The organism is Martinezella calliandrae, assembly GCF_030272695.1.
GTDB lineage: Bacteria > Pseudomonadota > Alphaproteobacteria > Rhizobiales > Rhizobiaceae > Rhizobium > Rhizobium calliandrae.
Window position 1 is genome coordinate 1 of sequence record NZ_JARFYN010000207.1, and the last position, 469, is coordinate 469.

A 469-nucleotide genomic window follows, 5' to 3' on the forward strand; every position below is an offset into this window, starting at 1 on the left:
CGGCACGGCGATCTCCCTCAATAGTGTCGAGGTGTCTATACCTCCCGACCGCAACCGCAAGATTGGCGAGGTACAATGGCCGTCCCGCATGCCGCCCAACCCGCAAAAGGAGTTTGCGGTCACGCAGGTCGTCAAAGTTCCGTCCGAGGACAAGGCCTTGGAATGGTACCGAGGCAACCGAAACAAAAGGCATCAGGTCATTATTTTCGTACATGGATTCAACAACACCTATGCCGACGCAGTCTTCCGCTTCGCGCAAGTCGTCCATGATTCCGGAACGGATGCCGCGCCGATCCTCTTCACCTGGCCGTCAAGAGGTCGTGTATTCGACTATCTCTACGACAAGGAGAGCGCCAATTATTCGCGCCGAGCGCTCGAAGATCTGATCCTTCAGGCCGCGAAAAGTCCCGATGTCGATGATGTCACGATCCTTGCTCACTCCATGGGAAGCTGGCTTGCGGCTGAGGCT

General features: G+C 56.5%; 1 protein-coding gene. It reads left to right on the plus strand.

Features of this window, described 5'->3' with window-relative positions; genetic code table 11:
* The coding region (locus PY650_RS36765) for an alpha/beta hydrolase (protein WP_285885025.1) at positions 1-469 on the plus strand (469 nt) is incomplete at both ends.